The following is a 368-nucleotide window of genomic DNA, read 5'->3' as shown; positions in this document are numbered from 1 at the left end:
CTCCACCACGTTGTTCAGATACTTCGATTGTCGAATTTTGATCGGCACTTCGCGATCAGCATTGATCGCATTTAGCCCTGCAAGATTCGCTCCGCTCTTGTCGATCGTCACCGTCTCCGGTACGCCGTTTCCAGCGATCGCCTTTTCGAAATAGCGCCGGGCCGCGGCCTTGTCCCGCTTGGCGCGGAACAGGAAGTCAACCGTGTCGCCGGCCTTATCAACGGCCCGGTACAGGTACCTCCATTCGCCCTTGACCTTGATGTAGGTCTCATCCATTCGCCAACTTCGACCAACCTTTTTCTTGTACGGTCCGAATGCCTTACCGAGCGCAGGCAGCAATTTGATAGCCCACCGGTGCACCGTCGAAT

Annotated in this window: 1 protein-coding gene; it reads right to left on the bottom strand. The window is 56.0% G+C overall.

Translation table 11 applies throughout. The features are described 5' to 3' along the window. The coding region (locus tag HB376_RS40645) for an IS6 family transposase (protein ID WP_213769317.1) at positions 1-368 on the bottom strand (368 nt) is incomplete at both ends.

The sequence above is a fragment of the Caballeronia sp. dw_19 genome, assembly GCF_018449515.1.
Taxonomy (GTDB): domain Bacteria; phylum Pseudomonadota; class Gammaproteobacteria; order Burkholderiales; family Burkholderiaceae; genus Caballeronia.
The sequence above is the reverse complement of the archived record's forward strand: the minus strand, read 5'-3'. Positions and strand labels throughout refer to the sequence as shown.